Genomic DNA, 17,813 nt, shown 5'->3' with positions numbered 1-17,813 from the left:
ACGTCACGCGTCTGACGGCGCGATCCCACGGCGACCAGCAAGCGCGTTCCGCCGGCTGGATGCGCGGGACGCAATCTTGGCAAGGTGATTGCTCGCGCCATCGGCGTCGCTGAGATGGTTGACCAACCCGGCGACAGTCGGGAAGCGATAGAGATCGACGATCGTCAGCTTGTCCGTGATCTCGGTCTTGATCTCGCGGTGGGCCTGAACTGCGAGCAGAGAATGCCCGCCAAGGCTGAAGAAATTGTCATTGAGGCCAACCCGGGGAACGCCGAGAACGCGCAAGAACACCTCTGCGATGCGCTTCTCGAAATCGCTCGTAGGGGCCTCGTAGACGGCCGCGCTGATCGCCGCCCCGCTCTGCCCGGGTTTGGGCAGGGCCTTGCGATCGATCTTCAGGTTCGGCGTCAACGGGAACGTCTCGACCGCGATGAACTGCGCCGGCATCATGAAGTCCGGCAGAGAGCTGCGAACCCATGCGCGCATATCTTCGTTCGAAACCGGCTCTGCCTTGAAGCGCACGTAGGCGTAGATGCGAACGTCGCCCGCGACATCCTCCCGCACAACGACCACGGCCTGATGGACGCCCGGATGGCTGCCGACGCGATCCTCGATCTCGCCAAGCTCGATGCGGTGGCCGCGAACCTTCACCTGCTCGTCGCCACGGCCGATGAACTGCAAGGCCCCGTCCGCATCGATGCGAACGACGTCGCCCGTGCGATAGAGGCGGCCACCCTCAACGAAGGGATTGCCGATAAAGCGCTCCGCCGTGAGCTCCGGACGATCATGATAGCCGCGCACGACGCCGTCGCCCCCGATGAAGAGTTCCGCCTCGAACCCGGCGGGTACAGGCTGCAAATTCCGGTCGAGAACGTAGAGCTGCGTGTTGGCGATCGCTGTCCCGAGCGGAACTTTCCCGGCCGAAACCGCGGCAGGGCCGGTAGCGGACCAGATCGTCGTTTCCGTCGGCCCGTACATGTTTTCGATACTGGCGCCGGTCGCCGATTGAAGACTTTTGACAAGCGCACCCGGCAAGGCTTCGCCGCCGATATAGAGGTGGGCCAGATTGCGCAGAGCCGCGCGATCGTCGTCGTTCTCGGTCAGCATCAACGCCATCGACGGCGTGCACTGCATGTGGCTGACACCGTGAATGCGGATCAGGTCACCAACGCTGTCGGGCGCTGGAGCCGACGCGGCATCGTTGGCGAGCACTGCGGGGGCGCGCGCCTTGGTGGCCGCGACAACCTCCGACAATGGCAACAAGGCCTCCAGCGCCAGCTCGGCCGGCACGCCGAAATCGATAAGGCATGCAATTTCATCGACACCGATGGCGCTCAACTGCACAACGCGGGCCTGAACATCCTCGACCGTTCCGAAAAGTCCGCTGTCGTCGAAGTAGCGCATGAATGCGAATTCGAGGATCGCATCCATCTCGTCATCCTGCAGGCTGCGCAGGTCGATATCGGCCGCGCGTTCCAGATTGGCCGGACGCTTGAACGCCGGGAAGCTCCACGCATACTGCTTGATCAGCGCAGCTGCGCTCCGCAGGTAGCGGATCATCGGCCCGCGCGCCTGCTCCCGCACCGCCTCGCGGTCGCGGCCGACGAGGCTATGCAGCATCATCGTGACTTTGAAGCGCGAGGGATCGAACCCGTTCACGCGAAGCTCGTCGCGATAAGCGGCGATCTTCTCGGCCACCTCCTCGATCGATTGACCGAGCAGATGCGTGAGGACATTCGCGCCGAGCCGCGCCGCTTCCCGGAACGTTTCCGGGTTTCCGGCCGTCGTAATCCAGACCGGCAGTTCGGATTGGACCGGCCGCGGCAGCGTCGTGACGTTCACGGTCTTGCCGCCCGGCGCATCGAAACCAACCGCTTCGCCCCGCCAGAGCTTGCGCACGACTTCCACATCGCGGAACAGCGCCGCCTTGTTCGCCGGCGGCGCATTCTCCGGCCGCAGGATGAAATCTTCCGGCATCCAGCCCGAGGCAAACGCGAGCGCCACGCGTCCATCGCTGAGGTTGTCGATAATCGACCAGTCTTCCGCAACGCGCGCGGGATGATGGAGCGGCAGCACGCAGCTGCCCGCGCGGATCGAGACGTTCTTCGTGACGGCAGCCACCGCCGCGCCGGTCACCGCCGGGTTCGGATAGGGACCGCCGAAGGCGTGGAAATGCCGCTCCGGCGTCCAGACGGAGGTAAACCCGTGATCGTCGGCGAACCGCGCGCCATCGAGGAGAAGCTGGTACTTCTTCGAACCGGGGCGATCGTCGTCGCCCCAATAGAAGAGCCCGAACTCCATGTTCGTCGCGAGCCCGGAAAGGCCCGCGCCGTTGCCTTGCGTCTGATGCCGGTCCTTCGACTGCACGACGACCTTGAAACCGCGCGCAAGCGTCCAGAACAGCTCAAGAACCGAAATGTCGAAGGACAGGCTGGTGACCGCCAGCCACACGCCCTGCTGGCCCGGCTGGCGCTGGATCCGCTCATCCATGCCCGAGAAGAAGTTCACGACGTTGCGGTGCTCGACCATCACGCCCTTCGGCTTTCCGGTCGAGCCCGAGGTGTAGATGACGTAGGCCAGATTGTGCGGCTCAGCGCGCGGCACCGAAGCACGTGCAGCCGGCGCAGCGGAAAGGGCCTGTTCGATCGTGACCTGACGCACCCCGGGAAGCGCCTCACGAGCCACGGACCCATCAACGATCAGCGTCGCCAGGCGGCTGTCCTGGATCATGTAGGCGATGCGCTCGGCGGGATAGGCGGGATCGAGAGGGACGTAAGCTCCGCCCGCCTTGAGAATGGCGAGAGCGCCCACGACGAGATCGCAAGACCGCTGCAGGTGGAGCCCGACCAGAACGTCCGGTCCGACACCAAGCGTCACGAGATAGTCGGCGACCCGATTGGCCCGGGCGTCGAGCTCCCGATAGGTGAGGCTCTCGGTGCCGCAAACCAGCGCCACGGCATCCGGCGTGGCCGCAGCCTGCGCCTCGATCAAGGTATGGATGAGCGCGATGCGGTCATACTCCCGCGCCGTCGTATTGCGCGCGTGGATCAGCTCGTCGAACTCTTCACGCGTGAGCAATGGAAGCTGCATAACCGGCGTCGCATCGTCGAGGAAACCATGCGCCACGAGAGCAAGCCGCCGGACCATCTCCTGGGCCGCCGCGCCACTCATTCGAGATGCGTCAAAGAACACACGAACGCCAGGGCCAGACGTTGCAACGGCAAACGTCACGCCGGACGATGCAAGCGGCTGGGCCGACGCGAGATCGGACGCCAGCCGGATCGCAACCGAGGACCGGAGAACGCCGAGTCCTGGGGACCGGTTCGCGAGGTCCGCCGCGTATCCCACACGACGCCGCAACGCTTCGATTTCGGTGGCGACCGCAGCAGCACTGTCCGCGACTGTCTCGTCGGACCCAATGGACACACTGAGAGGCGCGCTCTCCGCCACATAGCCCGCCGGAACGCGCCGCTCCGCATCGTTTGCAAAGAAGACATCGACACGGTTGCGCTGGCTGATGCGCGACAGCCCGGCCACGAGCGCCGCCACGGCGCGCGTTCCCGTGACGGAACCAGGCAACGCGAGATCCAGCTCCTGCCAGGCAGGCGCGGAGTTCGGCTCGGCGTCCGCCAGCCCCGGCAAACTGACGTCGGCGAAATTCTGAAGGCTCTTGAGAAAATACGGCTCATGCCCGGCGACATCTCGGAGCACCGCGTTGAGCTGCTCGGCATCGAGGCTCGCCAGCGACGGTAAAACGTCTCCGGAACGCAGCACGTCCCGGATGTCGACCGGCGCTCCCGATGCGCCGCTGAGCGCGCTAATGCGCACGACTCCGTCGGCCGCTGCGATCGACGCAGTGGATCCATCCAGCGAAATCACAGTTCCAGGCGCAACCGAGCTCACGCGCTCCGGCTCGGCCGTGACGTCGAGCGACACGACGTTGAAGGCGCCAGCGGCCGTGAGGAGCTTCGGCAGGCTCAGCGGATTGGCGTAGCCGTCGCCAAAGGTCAGCGCGCGCGCCAGCCGTCCGATCTCCTCAACGGGCGCGGAAAAATCGATCGTGCCTCCGGCGGAAGGGCGGTCGCGCCGGGCGTGATACGTGCGCCCCGTCAAATCCTGCCGCGCGCCGGAAAGCGTTCCGGCCGAGATGCCCGCGATCAGCGTTGCGAAGGACGCAAGCCCCGCTTCAAAGCACTTGAGATTGATCGTGAGCGACGTCTCGTCGGCATCGATCGAGAAGAACTCCTGGGCATAGATGTCGCCCTCGTCGATGCGCTCCGACAGAGCATGCCACGTCACGCCGAAGTCGGTGTCGCCCGCCATGATCGCCCACGCGGGCGCATTGAGACCGGCATGCTTCGGCAGCGGGCCGTCATGAAAGTTGGCAGCCCCAGCCTTCGCCGCCTGCCAAACACGGTTCGGCACGACCTGCAGATTGGCGATGCTGAAAAACCAGTCGAACGAGAGGCCGGCCAGACCGTCGCGGATCGCCACCGCACTCGCGATCACCGGAAGGCCACGCTGCGCGGCCCATTCGGAGACGTCTCTGTTCTCCGTCACGACGGCCCCGATGGCGAAGGAACCGCTGTTGAGCAGCAGGTTGCCACACTGCGTCAGCAGCGAGCCGTCCCCCATCAGCACGCAAGAAATTTGGCCACTCTGCATCTTCAAGCCCCTCGCTTGTGGCTAGACAGCGGGTCTTCCGCCATGTGAAATTACTAAAGCAATATCTGCACCATGGCCGATTTGGTCCAGGCACCCTGGGATCACGCCGTGAATTTTGCCTAGGTATGGCTAAGATGACTGGAAAGGCCTAGTACAGAATTGTCCGAAGAGAGCAGTCGCCGACATTAACGTTATTGCGCGGTGATGCGTCCAGGGGCTTCGCCGCCAGACCCGCCACACAGAAGCATGGCCCGTGACATGCATGGGCGACCTGATCCTAAAGGCGCAAATCGCGCCGAAGGGCGACGCGATCGCCCGATCCAGCACGCCTGATCCAGCACGGATAAAACATGCGACTTGTTCAACTCGGAAACGGCGCCCTCACAACGTCTCGCCTGGGGTTCGGTACCTCTCGCCTGCACTATATTGGGCGCAACGAGCGCCAAGCCCTCCTGGCCACCGCGCGCGACCTTGGCATTGTTCATTTCGATACAGCGCCCTCCTACGGCGACGGCCTGGCCGAGTCCGAGCTTGGCCTGATGCTAAAAGGCCGTCGCGACGGCATCGTGATCGCGACGAAGTACGGGTTGCCGATAGACCCGCTGTTCGCTGCTCTGCCAGCCCTTGCGACGCCACTGCGCGCCGCGCGATCCATCGCCCGCCGGGCCGGAGTTTGGTCGCAGCAGATGCCGCCGCTCACCGCGAACGGACTGCGGTCGTCCGTCGAGGCTTCGTTGCGGCGTCTGGGCACGGACCGGATCGACTTGCTGCTCCTACATGAGCCCTCTGCCCAACGGATGAGCACAGCCGACGCGTTGCTGGCGGAACTGATCGACCTGCGCGCGCGCGGTCTCATCCGAAGCTTCGGCCTCGCCGGCAAATGGGCGGGCGTCCGTTCTGCCCTCGATGCCAGCCCCGGGATCGGCGAGATCGTGCAGGCCGGTGAATCGGAATGGGACGCAACCCGCACACCCGACATCACCTACGGCGCCCTCAGCGGCGGCGACCAGACGTACTGGTCGGCCGGGCAAGCCGGTTCGAATGCAGGCCAGCGCCTGAGCCAGGCGCTAAGCCGGCGGCCGAACGGAACTGTCCTCGTTTCGACAACGAAACCTGACAACCTGCGCGCACTTGTGTCCTCGGAAGGCGTCTAGCAGCAGCAAGCCGGGCCGCCCAGCGCAAGCGACGGCGCAATTAACCGCAAACCCCGAACGCATAGTTACGCAGTCACATCGCTGCGGTAGGTTATAAGCAGTACTGAGCAAATGAGCGCGAGAATGAGCATCGGAATACTCGGGGCTGGCAAGATTGGCCGAGCCTTCGCACATGCTCTCTTCAGCGCCGGCATCAGGGCAAAAATCGCAAACAGCCGCGATCCCCTGTCGCTCACGTCCGCGCTCGGCGAGCTACAGCCGCTCATCACCCCGGTCGACCGCGACGAAGCGGCGTCCGCCGATATCGTGCTGGTGGCCGTGCCCTGGTCAAAGCTGCCCACCGCGTTCGCCGGCCTGCCCGCTTGGAAGAACCGGATTGTCATCGACGCCAACAATCCGGTCGAAACCCCGCTCATCCATTCGGTTCATCCACTGTTCTCGAGTGAGGTCGTCGCCCAGCTCGCGCCGGATGCGCGCATTGTGAAGGCCTTCAACTATCTTCAGCCCCACCAGATGGTGGCCCATACGCAGCTCGACGGACACAAGCGCGTTCAGTTTTATGCGGGCGACGACAAGCACGCAAAAGCAGACGTGGCCGCGCTGATCGACGAACTCGGATTCCTCGGCGTCGATCTCGGATCTCTGCGTGAGGGAAGCCGGCTGATCCAGTATCCGGGCGGCGTCCTCGCGGGGCTGGACCTGATCAAAGCGGATCATATTCGCAGGCCGAAGCTTCATAACGTGCTTCGCTGAAGATCATCGACCGCACGTCTTCGCAATCTCGCATCTCGTGAAGTGTCGCACACGCGTCATACGCGTCTTGAATGCGTCGCGCACTCACCGGCAGGCCCGCGCCGCGACTGACTGCGATCGCATACACCGCTTCCGCTATGACGAATGCATCAGGATCCGCGCGTGTCAGCGTCGCGCGCGACGAGTCGCGAAAGCGGCTTCATGAGTCCGTACACGGCGAAATTGTGACGATCGCCGATTAAGCATCAGGGCACGATGTCTCACTCTTGATCACAATTAACGCTTTCCTAACGCATGGCGTTTGCCGTATAGTAAGCAACTGTTAATTTACTCGTAATTTTGAGTGCACTATGTGGCGAAGTGCGGTTTCCGACTCACCTGAAATTTTTGGGTTAGAAGTCGGCAGGGGGCGTTTGCTCTCTTCAGCTATAGAGCGACGTTGCCTACAGCTCCTCGCGATATCGAACTCGGCGGCAATCATCCTTGCCGCTGGAGCAGCAAAGATTCTGTACATCGATTTCGGCCTGGGCGTATCCCAGGCCCACGTCATGTATTTGGTCCCATCGTGCATTCTCGCACTGATTGTCCATTACGCGTTCAAGCAGTTCGGCCTGCACAGCATCAGCTCGCTCACCGGGCCGACTCTCTCTCTTGACCGCGTTGCGACCGCACTCTCGCTGTCGTTTCTGACCCTCCTCGGTGGCATGTACCTATCGAAGGTCGCGGAAGACTATTCTCGCGGCTGGTTTCTGATCTGGTTCGTGTTCAGCGCCACCGCGCTCGTTCTGATCCGCTGGTGCTGCAAGCGAAGCCTCCGGGCTCTCACGATGGCCGGGCGCCTAAGGCGTAACGTAGCGCTCATCGGCACCGCCGAGTTCACCGATACGATCAAGGCCGAGCTGGAAAAAGAGTCCCCCAGCCTCGCCATTACGGTCGCGTGCCTGCCGACGCGAGAAGCAGGCGACCCCGAAACCGACATGGCCGCCATTCTTGCTCTGAAAAACCAGATGCGGACGCGCGGGATCGAGCAGGTCGTCATCGCGATGCCGGCCACCGATCAATTGCGAATCCGGGCAGCGCTCCGGCAGCTCGCGCCGTATTCGCAGGAAATCCTTCTCTGCACCGAGCCGCGCTCCTATCCCGTGCCCGTGCATGGCTCGAAGGCGATTGGCCGCTTCCGTGCGGAAGTCGCGAGCCCCGTGCCAGCGGCCGAAACGGACCGACTCGAAAAGCGCATTTTCGACGTCGTCCTGGCCACCTTCGGCCTCGTGACGATCCTGCCGCTCATGCTCATTGTCGCGCTTCTGATCAAGCTCGACAGCCCCGGCCCCGTGTTCTTCCTGCAGCGTCGATATGGCCGCAACAATCAGGTGTTCCGGATCTTCAAGTTCCGGACCATGCACGTGGCGGAAGACGGCGACCGTGTCGACCAGGCCGTTCGCCACGACGCCCGCGTCACGCGCGTTGGACGCTTCCTGCGCGCCAGCAGCATCGACGAGTTGCCGCAGCTCATTAACGTGCTGATCGGCGACATGTCGCTGGTCGGCCCGCGGCCGCATGCGCTCGTTCACGAGGAAAGCTTCGAGGCCCGCCTCGACCTCTTCTCTCTGCGCCGCCGCGTGCTTCCGGGCATAACCGGATGGGCACAGGTTAACGGTTGCCGCGGCGAGACGACGACGCTTCAGAGCGTCGAGAAGCGAATGGAGTACGACCTCTACTACATCGACAACTGGTCGATCTGGCTCGACATCGAGATCCTGGCGCGAACCGTCACGACCACTCTGCGCGGCGCGTATTAGCCAACTCCGGCGACGGCGGCACAGACTTGATGTGCTCCGTCGCCAGATCCAGTAGCATGTCCTGGCGGCGATGTGCCGACCCCAGAACAGCGAGTATCGACACGTGCTCCTCGACATGGCCGGACTTGAGGATGGGCAGCGTCTCGAAGCGGACCTGTGCATCATCGGCGCGGGCGCCGCAGGCATTTCGCTCGCGCTTCAGTTCATCGATCAAGGTCTGGACGTTCTGCTCGTCGAGTCCGGCGGCCAGCGCTACGAAGAAGACGTGCAGCGCATGTACGCCGGCAGCGTTGCAAACCCGAAGCTGCATGCTCCCGTCGACCGCTTTCGCCGGCGCCAGTTCGGCGGCAGCACGGTGTTGTGGGGCGGCCGCTGTATGCCCTTCGACCCGATCGATTTCGAGCAGAGAAGCTATGTGCCCCACAGCGGCTGGCCGCTGACCTACGACGATCTTCTCCCGTTCTACCGCGAGGCAAACCGGATCTGCGAAGCGGGCGCCTTCGCCTACACGATCGGCGAAGCGTTCGATCGCCCCATGAAGCCGATGATCGAAGGCTTCGAGAGCACGACGTTCTCGACCGATCATCTCGAACGCTTCAGCAAGCCGACCAACTTTGCCGCGTGCTACGGCGACGCGCTGGCTGCCGCCAACGTGCGCGTGCTGCTGCACGCCACGGCCACCCAGTTTTGCTTTGATGATACGGGCAACACCATCACCGAGGTCCGCCTGCGCAACCTCGAAGGCAAAACCGCAACCGTAAAGGCCCGCGCTTTCGCGCTCTCAACTGGCGGCCTCGAAGTGCCGAGGCTGCTTCTGGCGAACCGCGATGTGCACGCCAACGGAATCGGCAACCAAAACGGCCTCGTTGGAAAATACTACATGTGCCACATCGGAGGCACGCTCGGCCGCATCAAGATCAATCGCAACTCGGCCGTCTGGCACGACTACGATGTCGCCGACGACGCCACCTATTGCCGGCGGCGGTTCGCCCTTGAGCCCAAACCGCAGCGACAGCATGAGATCGGCAACTTCGTCGCGCGCCTGCATCATCCGGACATTGCCGACCCGGAGCATCAGGCGGCCATCCTGTCGCTCGTCTATCTCGGTAGCCTGCTGCTTCCCTGGGAGTACCGCACGCGCGCGGCCGGGTCCGTGACGCTTCGCCAGTACGGACACCACGTCCTAAATGTCGTCTCGGAGCCCATTGCCGCGACGCGATTTGCGTTCAAGATGCTCACTGGCCGCTTCCTTGCCAGCCGCAAGATCCCGTCGCTCGTGGTGCCGTTGAAATCGAACCTGTTCAGCCTCGATTTCCTCGCCGAGCAGATGCCGAATCCGGACAGCCGCATAACGCTCGGCAACGACACTGACGCTCTCGGCCTGCCGCAGATCTCACTCGATTGGCGCTACACGCGCCAAGACGTCGAAACCGTCAAAACCGCCGTCCGCCTTCTTGCCGACGACATCCAGCGTTGCGGGCTCGGCACCTTTGCCTACGATCCTGACGCCGTCGAAGACGACATGACCCGCTACGGCGCATACGGAGGCCACCACATCGGCACCGCGCGCATGGGGCACGACCCGCGAACGAGCGTCGTCGACCCGAACTGCCGCGTTCATGGCCTGAGCAATCTCTACATCGCAGGAGCCGCGGTGTTCCCCACCTCGAGCCAGGCGAACCCGACCCTGACGATCGTCGCCCTGGCGCTGCGACTCGCCGGGCATCTCAAGGAACAGCTCCGCCCGGCGGCAGCCGTCGTCCACGCCTCGCCGTCGGCCGGTTGAGCCAAGGTCAATTGAGTTGATCCGCTGACACGTGCAGCGGGCTTTCTATTGCCCGCCGCACGCCTCCGCGAGCCGTTCGCGAAGAACGCCCGCGTTCTTAAAGGCATCGTAGCTCGCCTCGACCCGGCCGCGTCCCACCTTGCCCATCTCCGTAAGCTGAGACGGCGTGGCATCGAGCGCTGCGGTCATCGCCTGGACGATGTCGGGAACCGATCCGGCCGGAATGATCCAACCGCACTCGCGGTCGACGAGTTCGGGAATCCCCGCGATGTACGTCGTGATGACGGGCCGTCCGAGCGCCAGCGCTTCCATGAGCACGATCGGCAATCCCTCGGCGAAACTCGGCAGCAGAACGGCGCGCGCCTGGCTCATCGCCTCCCGAACCGAAACGTTGTCCTGCCAACCGGCAAGCATGACGTGGTTCTGCATCCCCCGTTTCGCGATTTCCGCTTCGACGTCGCCGCGGCTTTCCCCGTCGCCGATCAAGACGACCTTGACCCGCGGATGCGTGCGCGCAACCTCGCTCACAGCCTCGACGATCAAGGTCTGCGCCTTGTGGAGACAGAGCCGGCCGACGCACACGAACACGTCGTTGCCCTCGAATGGCGCGCTGGCCACGTCGTAGTCTTTCAGACGAACGCCGCAGCGCACCACATGCAGCTTGTTCCAAGCCGACATGCCGGACGCGCGAGCCAGCTGGACGCGGCAGAAATCGGAGATCGCGGCCACAAACCGCGCTCCGCCGATCTTCTCGGCCAAGGACGACGCGCGCCAGTCTTCGAACTCATCGGGCCCATGCGCCGTAAAGCTGTAGGTGGCACCGCCAAGCCGCTTCGCCAGAAGCGCGACGGCTGCCGCATTCGTCGAAAAATGCGTGTGTAGATGCACGATACCGTCGTCCGCGCACCAGCGCTTCAACGATACGGCCTCGAGAAGATAGGCCGAGTGCCGCACGACCTGCCCGCCGGCGTTGCGCATCAGACGCAGCCAGGTTCCGGCCGCCCGCGCCATGCCGAGCGGGTTCGCGACGCACTCTTTGAGAAAGTCACCGATCAAAGCCGACGTCCGCCCCTTGAGAAGGTAGCGCACACGCGCGCGCTCGCTGCGATCGGCCTCGTCGACCAGATCTCCATCCCACGGGCGGATGCCATAGCGCACGACTTCGACATCCTGCGCCTCGAGAGCTTGCATCTCCCGACGGATGAACGTCGTAGTGATCATCGGATAGGTGTTGAGGAGGTAGCCGACTTTCATGATCGAATTCGCTTCATAGCCTTATGGACGGGTGTGCGGCTGGAAGCGGTTTTGCCTCCGCCGGCCGAGGCCCGTGTGCAAGAGTTAAATTACGGATTGATGGCGCGAGCGCGAGCCCGCCTCGATAACCCCTCCGGACATGACCGGCAGCTAACGGCTTGGGGTGCCCGGCGCGACGAAACGAACCCAATTGCGTCCTATGAAGTCGCAGGTTCATTTGCTATCGAGAAGGTCCCAAGACCGGTTGCGGTGCCGGCCAATTGCCCCAGCTTTCATTTCAGACCACGACGCCGGACAAACGCATTTTCCGTCGAAATCTCCACGCCAGTCTCGAACGTTCGCATCATTAGTCATACTTCGGATAATCGCTCGAAGTACGACCCTGATAGCGCCATACCCGAGCCGGCATGGATCAAACATGACTATTGGTAAATAACAGCGAGGGCGTGACGTTGAACTCCACCCGGCAGGCCCTCCACGGTGTCGTGTGGACGACGGGAACATACGCCCTTTCGGTCATCGTACGCTTCGGCTCGAACGTCATTCTCTCGCGACTGCTTAACCCGCAACTGCTTGGAATGCTGCTCATCGTCAATACCATTCGGCAAGGTATTGAGCTCAGCTCCGACGTCGGTTTTGCGCAAAACGTTATCAACAACAAGAAGGGCGGCGAGCCTCTTTTCTACAACACTGTTTGGGTCATGCAGATGTTGCGCGGCGTGGCGCTCGGCGTGATCCTCTTCCTCTGCGCAGCGCCTCTAGGGCGGCTCTATGATCTCCCCGCCTCGGCAATCGAGATCAGCGCCGCCACGCTGCTGGTCACAGGGTTTGCCTCGACATCCATTTTTCTGCTCCACCGCAATCTCGCCCTCGCGCGCCTGAACCTCTTCGATCTTGCCAACGACGTCATCGGCGCCATCATCGTCGTCGCGGCCGCTTTCATCAGCCCCACAATCGAATCCCTGCTGATTTCGCTGCTCATCGCGCAGGTTATTCGCGCAGCCCTGAGCTACATCATCACCGACTACAAGAACCAGTTCATGTTCTCGAAGGCGATCGCCATCGAGGTCGTGACGTTCGGGCGATGGATTTTCCTGTCGTCGATGCTCGCGTTCCTGTGCGCAAGCTTCGACCGTCTCTATCTCGGCAAGGTAGCTCCTTTGGCGATCGTGGGTGTCTATGGCCTCGCGCGCGCCCTCGCGGACCTGCCCACGTTCCTGGCTGCCCGCATCGGCTATTCGGTCATCTTCCCCATCGTCTCGTCGGCGCGACACCGCGAAGGCGAGGAGATCACCGAACGCCTCTCGCCGATGCGCTACAAGCTCCTGATCGCCATTGCCGCAGCCATGGCGTTCGGCATCACGATTTCCGACATCGCTTTCACATTCATCTATGACGCGCGCTACCACGAGGCGTCGTGGATGCTGACGTTGCTGTTGCTCGGCGGCTGGGTCAGCATCCTCTGCTCCACGAACGAGTACACGCTGCTCGGATTTGGCAAGCCGTTCTACAATGTCATCGGCAACGGACTTAAGCTCGCGTTCTACCTCGCAGTGCTTCCGCTTGCGTTCAACACCGCGGGCCTCATCGGCGCGATTCTCGTCATCGCCTTCAGCGACCTCACCCGCTACACTACGCTTGCCGTCGGGCAACGGCGCGAGCACGTGTCGTTCCTGAGGCAGGACGCAGCCGCCACAGTGATCTTCATTGCGTTGATCGTCGTCATGTCTGCAATCCGCTACGAAATGGGCGGCGGCACCGCATTTGATGCCATCCCCATCGAGAAGCTCTGGACGATCCTCGGGAGCGCCGGGTGAGCACGGGTTCGCAAGCAGGCAGCACATCGCAAGCCTTCATTGTCGTCATTGGCCGCAATGAGGGCGCGCGCCTCGTCAGCGCTCTGAACTCGGTGCACCCGGACGCCAATACAGTCGTCTATGTCGACTCGGGCTCGACCGACAACAGCGTGCAGGCTGCCGAACGGGCCGGCGCGATTGTCGCCGCGCTGGATATGGACAAACCGTTCTCGGCCGCCCGCGCACGCAATCTCGGCGTCTCGGTTGCCTTGCAGCGCGGCACGACCGCCGACTTCGTCCAGTTCATGGACGGCGACTGCGATCTCGATGAGCGCTGGCTTGCAACCGCCACCGCGTTTCTCGTTGCCCATCCCGAGGTCGCGATCGTTTGCGGGCGCCGTCGCGAGAAGTTCCCGGAGCGCTCCATCTACAATGCGCTCTGCGACATGGAGTGGGACACGCCCATTGGCGAAGCGCGCGAATGCGGTGGGGACTTTCTGGCCCGCATCTCAGCTTTCCAGCAAGTGGGCGGCTTCGCGGAGCACATGATCGCCGGAGAGGAACCGGAGCTGTGCGCGCGCCTGCGCGGCGCAGGTTGGAAAATCTGGCGGCTCGACGCCCCAATGACGCGCCACGACGCAAACATCCTGCACTGGACGCAATGGTGGCGCCGGTCCAAGCGCTGCGGCTACGCGTATGCCGCCCTCGCTGAGCTGCACGGCAACGGCCCGGACAAACTGAAACGACGCGAGCTGTCGAGCGCGATCCTTTGGGGCGGCATGCTGCCGGCGCTCATCGTCCTCGGCGCTATGATCTATCCGCCGATCGCCGCCGTTGCGCTGGTTTATCCCGCGCAGATCGCCCGAATTGCCTATCGGCGCGCAAAAATGGGCAAAGGCGCTATTCCGTTTGCCGTCTCGGTCGTGGCCGGCAAATTCGCGGAATTTGCGGGCATCACCAAGTTTGCGCTCACTCGGCTCATGGGTCGCAAAGGCCGGCTTATCGAATACAAGTGAGACCGGGTAGCGCCATTGGCATAGAACGACGCTTATTCTCACGACATGAGCGGAGGTTGCATTTACCGCGCGGCGCCGCGAGAAAAACAGCGATTTCACCGCTGCGACAGAAATTCAGACAATGCGAAATGGGCGAGACCGAAGCCCGCCTGCACCGCCCGATTGCTAAACGCGAAACCGCTCGATGTCACCGCCGGCTTCGCTCAGCCAATTCGGCTTCCGTCCACGCCCCGTCCACGTCTGCGTAGGATCTTTCGGATTGCGGAACTTAACCGGCGACGCACCGCGTTTCCCACCGCGAGCGGTGCCAAAAAGCTCTCCCACGCTGAAACCGGCCTTCGAAGCCAGGTCTGCGAGTTTCGCCTTAACTTCGGCCCTGTCCTGCTGCTCACGCGCGGCAATTGCGTCGTCCAGCCTCTCTCTCAGAGAGCGCAAGTCCTTGAGGCTCATTTGGGCTAGTTCGCTGGCTTTCATTTCGCATTCTTTCCTGCAAGGTCCGCTTTGCCGTGCGAGATTTACAGACATTCTTGCGCGTTGAATACCAGTGAATTTCGTTAGCGATAAAAGAAAGTGACCTCCACTAGAAGTAGAATCCGCAAGAGCGCGCTTGCAGCCCGAAATGTTGCTCTAAAAGCCATGGCCAGTCCCCGCCGGGCGTCCGGCGGGGGAGGCGTGGCGCAAGCGCCGAAGGGCAAATCGAGAAACAGAAAGGCGCCGGCATGCCGTTTTTGACAGAGCCGCCGCTGTAGTCTTTCCGTTCAAACCGCGTCCGCCTCGAAGCGCTCCTCCGGCAGCCCCTTGAGACAGGGCGACACGAAGAGCGTCGTTCGCCATGCTCCGAGAAGCGTCCGCGTCACGACAACCATCCAGAAGATGGCCAGACAGACCGTCAGTACCGCCCCCACCACCGCGAAGAGCTCAAGCCGCGTGACACGAGCGAGTGCGAGCGTCGCCAGCGTGTAGACGGCAAGCGGGAACGTAAACCCCCACCAGCCGAGATTGAACGGAAGCCCCTGGCGCATGTACCGGAGCGTCTTCAGAACCGCGAGCGCGAGCCACCAGGCGCCATAACCCCAGAACACGATGCCGCCGATCACGCCGAGGCCGAGAGCCACATCGCCAACGCTCGCAAGATTGTTCGCGGCGAAAATGCCGGGCGCATCGTTCCCGAGCAGAAGCAGCGCGAGCGCACCGGTCCCGATCGGCCCCAACGCGAGCCAGGCGGAAGCGCCCATGTCTCGATCCGGCAGCTTGTGAACCGTGAGGCGGAGAAACAGAAGCACGAGAATGCTCATCGCAAGCGGAACGGAGCACGCCCAAAGCACGTAGCCGAGGACGAGAACCAGAAATCCTTCCGAGGCCGACAGATGCGGCGCCAGCAGACCCGCGCTCGCGGCCGCAACCTCGCAGGCAACGATTGGCAGCAGCCACACTGCCGTGAGCTTGTCGATCGAGTGCTCCTGGCGCGTGAACATGAAGTACGGGATGGCAACCCCGCAGACCACCGCCATCGCAGCGTCCACCCACCAAAGGCCGTGCGCGATCGCAATCGCCGTGTCGCCGATCATGTCCGGACCGAAGACGAGAAAACCATTGACGATCGTGGCGAGGCCCATCGGGATCGCACCGAAGAACATCGACATGACGGGATGCTGAAAAATTCTCTTCGCCTCGTGGAAGAAAAAGATCCAGCGCGCGATGTAGAGCAGGCTGAACAGCGCGAAGAACGCGATATTCAGCAGCCAAAGGCCGGCCGCGACGTCACGAAGATGCGGAACCGAAACCGGGTACTGGTTCAGCACGAGCGCCAGCGCGCCGGTGCCCATGGTCACGGTGAACCAGTTCGGCGTAAAGTTTCGCACGATCCTCCGAAGAACACTGGTCTGAATTTCAAACATCGGCGCCGTCTGCATCGGAACGTCGCTCATTGCACAATCTCCTTCAGGCATCGCATCACGTCGTGACGGCGATGAACGCAATCGCGGTCGCTCCCAGCGCGAGCACAACGGGCATCAATGAAATTTGCAGGAGAGCCTGCTTGCCGCTCAAACACCCCGTCGCGATCTCGGCATCCCTTTCGAGAAAGGCGCGAAAACCTTGGCCTCGAATGCGCGCCCAGGTGATATTGCGCCCGTAGGCAGCGCCTCCGGTCAGAAGCCCGGCAAACACCGTCAGGATCAAGGTGACGACGGCAAGCGCCAGCGACGTTTCTCCGCCGCCGAAGGCCGCCCAGCTCACGACAATAAATCACGCCACGCACCCGAGTGGGACCGCGACGGCAAGAGGATGAATGCTGGTATCGGGCTGCGCAGCCGGAGCAGCGCGGCTCTCGATCAGCTTGAGCGTTGCCCGCCGGGGCACGACTTTATGCGTTTGAATCCGGCGATCGAAACGACGCAAGAGAGCGGTCATGTCTGCCTCCGTTGATGCAAGAAATTGTCTCTGCACAGCTTAGGTAGTTGCCGCCGGTTCATTGTTCCAATAGATTGGATTCATAGATACGATCTAATTTACAGATTTATGGGGCAAACCAGAGAACGGGCCGGACATGACGCTGGAGCAACTCCGGATTTTTGTGGCCGTCGCCGAGCGGCAGCATGTCACGCAGGCGGCCAACGCCCTGAACCTCGCGCAATCGGCGGCCAGCCACGCCATCGCGGCGCTCGAAGCCCGCTACGATACGAAGCTGTTCGACCGCATCGGACGGCGGATCGAGCTGACGGAAGCGGGCAGGACGTTCCTGATCGAAGCGCGAAACATCCTGGCGCAAGTCGAGCACGCCGAGCTGACTTTGAACGAGTTCGGCCAGCTCGAACGCGGAACGCTTGCCGTGCACGCCAGCCAGACCATCGCCGGCTACTGGCTCCCAAGGCATCTGGTCAGCTTCCGGCGCGCCCATCCCCGCATCGAGATACGCCTGACGATCGGCAATACGGCCCAGGTCGCCGAGGCCATGGAAACGGGGCTCGCGGAGCTCGGCTTCGTGGAAGGCAAGGTCGAGAACGAGACGCTCGAAAACATTTTCGTCGCCCGCGATCAGTTGGTCCTGGTCGCCTCGACCAACCACGCTTGGGCGGCGCGCGGAAAGCCCTCCGTTCGCACCCTGACCGATGCAGACTGGGTACTGCGTGAGCGTGGATCGGGCACGCGGTCGGCGTTCGAGGGCGCGATGCGGGAACTCGGAATTGCCGCAAAAGACCTGCGCGTGGTGATGGAGCTGCCTTCCAATGAGGCAGTCCGCGCGGCTGTCGAGGCCGGCCTCGGCGTGACCGCGATTTCAGCATCCGTCGCCGCCGCCGCGATCGAAGCGGGGCTCCTGCATCACGTCCCGTTTAAGTTACCCGAGCGCGAGTTCCATGCCTTGCGCCACAGGAATCGCACCGGCAGTCGCATCGGCAATGCATTCCTGGATCATCTCTCCGCGCGTCAGAGACCATTGGCAACGCGCTCCTCCACTCCCAAGTAAGCTCCGCTCGCGTGGAGGCGTCACCCAAACGCGATGCGCTCCGCCGGCACAATTGAGTGGAGGGAAGGCTGGCAGCGCTGACTCGACTGACCACCCCAAAACTACCCGGCATCCTGCCTTCGAC

At 62.9% G+C, this 17,813-nt stretch carries 12 protein-coding genes; 7 read left to right on the top strand and 5 right to left on the bottom strand.

Annotated features, from left to right (window positions below; all coding sequences use genetic code 11):
- Positions 1 to 3: 3 nt before the first annotated feature.
- Complete coding sequence (locus K2Y42_RS16775) at positions 4 to 4,665, bottom strand: MupA/Atu3671 family FMN-dependent luciferase-like monooxygenase (protein WP_291154560.1); 4,662 nt, start codon at positions 4,663 to 4,665, stop codon at positions 4 to 6.
- A gap of 350 nt (positions 4,666 to 5,015) precedes the next feature.
- Between K2Y42_RS16775 and K2Y42_RS16770 the strand changes: the two genes are divergently transcribed.
- From K2Y42_RS16770 to K2Y42_RS16755, 4 genes are all read left to right on the top strand, one after another.
- Complete coding sequence (locus tag K2Y42_RS16770) at positions 5,016 to 5,819, top strand: aldo/keto reductase (RefSeq protein ID WP_291154559.1); 804 nt, start codon at positions 5,016 to 5,018, stop codon at positions 5,817 to 5,819.
- Positions 5,820 to 5,930: 111 nt separating this feature from the next.
- On the top strand, positions 5,931 to 6,572 hold the full coding sequence (locus K2Y42_RS16765) for an NAD(P)-binding domain-containing protein (RefSeq protein ID WP_291154558.1): 642 nt from the start codon (positions 5,931 to 5,933) through the stop codon (positions 6,570 to 6,572).
- Positions 6,573 to 6,985: 413 nt separating this feature from the next.
- Complete coding sequence (locus K2Y42_RS16760; protein WP_291154557.1) at positions 6,986 to 8,371, top strand: undecaprenyl-phosphate glucose phosphotransferase; 1,386 nt, start codon at positions 6,986 to 6,988, stop codon at positions 8,369 to 8,371.
- 103 nt (positions 8,372 to 8,474) lie between these two features.
- A complete protein-coding gene (locus K2Y42_RS16755; RefSeq protein WP_291154555.1) occupies positions 8,475 to 10,157 on the top strand; it encodes a GMC family oxidoreductase in 1,683 nt (560 codons plus the stop codon).
- Positions 10,158 to 10,202: 45 nt separating this feature from the next.
- Here K2Y42_RS16755 and K2Y42_RS16750 read toward each other — a convergent pair whose 3' ends face one another.
- Positions 10,203 to 11,411 (bottom strand): glycosyltransferase family 4 protein, encoded by a 1,209-nt coding sequence (locus K2Y42_RS16750; protein WP_291154554.1) that lies wholly within the window; start codon positions 11,409 to 11,411, stop codon positions 10,203 to 10,205.
- A gap of 452 nt (positions 11,412 to 11,863) precedes the next feature.
- On the opposite strand from K2Y42_RS16750, the gene K2Y42_RS16745 reads away from it, so the two are divergent.
- Positions 11,864 to 13,228, top strand: coding sequence for an oligosaccharide flippase family protein (locus K2Y42_RS16745; RefSeq protein ID WP_291154552.1), 1,365 nt, complete (start codon positions 11,864 to 11,866; stop codon positions 13,226 to 13,228).
- Complete coding sequence (locus tag K2Y42_RS16740; protein ID WP_291154550.1) at positions 13,225 to 14,223, top strand: glycosyltransferase; 999 nt, start codon at positions 13,225 to 13,227, stop codon at positions 14,221 to 14,223. Before K2Y42_RS16745 ends, K2Y42_RS16740 begins: the two co-directional genes overlap by 4 nt.
- Before the next feature lie 165 nt (positions 14,224 to 14,388).
- On the opposite strand, the gene K2Y42_RS16735 is transcribed toward K2Y42_RS16740, so the two are convergent.
- From K2Y42_RS16735 to K2Y42_RS16725, 3 genes are all read right to left on the bottom strand, one after another.
- Positions 14,389 to 14,673 (bottom strand): H-NS histone family protein, encoded by a 285-nt coding sequence (locus tag K2Y42_RS16735; RefSeq protein WP_291154842.1) that lies wholly within the window; start codon positions 14,671 to 14,673, stop codon positions 14,389 to 14,391.
- A gap of 308 nt (positions 14,674 to 14,981) precedes the next feature.
- The gene (locus tag K2Y42_RS16730; RefSeq protein WP_291154548.1) at positions 14,982 to 16,151 is read right to left on the bottom strand and encodes a TDT family transporter; all 1,170 of its coding nucleotides are present in this window, start codon (positions 16,149 to 16,151) and stop codon (positions 14,982 to 14,984) included.
- Positions 16,152 to 16,176: 25 nt separating this feature from the next.
- Positions 16,177 to 16,461, bottom strand: coding sequence for a hypothetical protein (locus K2Y42_RS16725; protein ID WP_291154546.1), 285 nt, complete (start codon positions 16,459 to 16,461; stop codon positions 16,177 to 16,179).
- A gap of 310 nt (positions 16,462 to 16,771) precedes the next feature.
- On the opposite strand from K2Y42_RS16725, the gene K2Y42_RS16720 reads away from it, so the two are divergent.
- A complete protein-coding gene (locus tag K2Y42_RS16720) occupies positions 16,772 to 17,689 on the top strand; it encodes a LysR family transcriptional regulator (protein WP_291154544.1) in 918 nt (305 codons plus the stop codon).
- The last annotated feature ends 124 nt before the right edge of the window (positions 17,690 to 17,813 follow it).

This window comes from Hyphomicrobium sp., assembly GCF_019744875.1.
GTDB lineage: Bacteria > Pseudomonadota > Alphaproteobacteria > Rhizobiales > Hyphomicrobiaceae > Hyphomicrobium_C.
The sequence above is the reverse complement of the archived record's forward strand: the minus strand, read 5'-3'. Positions and strand labels throughout refer to the sequence as shown.